The organism is Paraburkholderia sp. RL18-085-BIA-A, assembly GCF_046027075.1.
Classification (GTDB): Bacteria; Pseudomonadota; Gammaproteobacteria; order Burkholderiales; family Burkholderiaceae; genus Paraburkholderia.
On the sequence record NZ_JARESU010000465.1, the window covers coordinates 1 to 1109 of the forward strand.

Here is a 1109-nt window from a genome sequence, read left to right on the forward strand (position 1 = left end):
TTACTCATAAGTCAGGAATTTAGCGGACATATCGCCTATGCTTAAGCGAGGGTAGCTGACAGGATCGCTCATGAAACGGGACGGCCGGAGCCTGGCTCACAATACGCTAGAAGAGATGCGCATTCTGGCAGTTCAACGCATGGCCGAGGGAGAACATCCGGACGACGTTGCAGCCTCGTTTGGAATGCATCGCTCCTGGGCATACAAGATCCGGGCTCAGGCGCGCGGTCGCGGCCGTGGCCCGCGTGTGCTGCTCTCGACCAAAGGCACGGGCCGCCCTCGAAAACTCACGCAAGCACAGGAACGGCAGGTGCTGCGCTGGATCAATGGCAAGAATCCAATGCAGTATGGATTTGACTTCGGCCTGTGGACGCGCAATCTGGTTCGGGAACTGGTGCAGCGAGAGTTCAGTGTCACGTTGAGCCTGGCGTCAATTGGCGCGATGCTGGCGCGCTTGAACCTGACGCCGCAAAAGCCGTTGCAGCGCGCTTACCAGCGAGATCCGGAGGCGATCGAGCGCTGGCAGCGCGACACGTATCCGGCCATTGTCAGACAGGCTCGCGAGGAAAATGCCGACATCTTCTTCTGGGACGAATCCGGCTTTCGGGCCGACTCGGTGCATGGAAGGACTTGGGCGCAACGCGGCGAAACGCCAGTCGTCGAACGACCGGGTCAGAGGCAAAGCATGAGTGCGGCGTCCGCCGTCAACTCGAAAGGGGCTTTCTGGTTTGCAACGTATGAAGGTGGGCTCAGCGGTGAGCTGTTCGTGACGCTGCTCAGGAAGCTGATGTCCAATCGCCGCAAGGCAGTTCATCTGATTGTCGACGGATTGCCTGCGCACAAGAAAGCTATCGTCAAGGACTACGTCGCAAGCACCGGGGGCAAACTGACCTTGCACTTCCTGCCGGGTTACGCGCCAGACCTCAATCCTGATGAACTGGTGTGGAGTCACGTCAAGCGCACCGGAGTTGCCCGACGCCCTTTGCGAAAAGGCGAAAAGCTGGGTCCGCGAATTCACGAGCAGCTTGCTCAAATTGGACGGGACCCAACTCTCGTGCGCTCCTTCTTCAGGCACCCATCTGTCCGCTATGTTTCTGACCTATGAGTAA

The 1109-nt window shown here is 58.7% G+C and carries 1 protein-coding gene; it reads left to right on the top strand.

Annotated features, from left to right (window positions below; translation table 11 throughout):
- Positions 1-70 precede the first annotated feature (70 nt).
- Positions 71-1105, top strand: a complete 1035-nt coding sequence (locus P0D89_RS53255) for an IS630 family transposase (RefSeq protein ID WP_408379681.1) — start codon at positions 71-73, stop codon at positions 1103-1105.
- Positions 1106-1109: the final 4 nt, after the last annotated feature.

Bases quoted from the DNA above. Each gene is read 5' to 3' on its own strand.
- P0D89_RS53255 (WP_408379681.1), top strand. From the start codon at position 71: ATGAAACGGGACGGCCGGAGCCTGGCTCACAATACGCTAGAAGAGATG.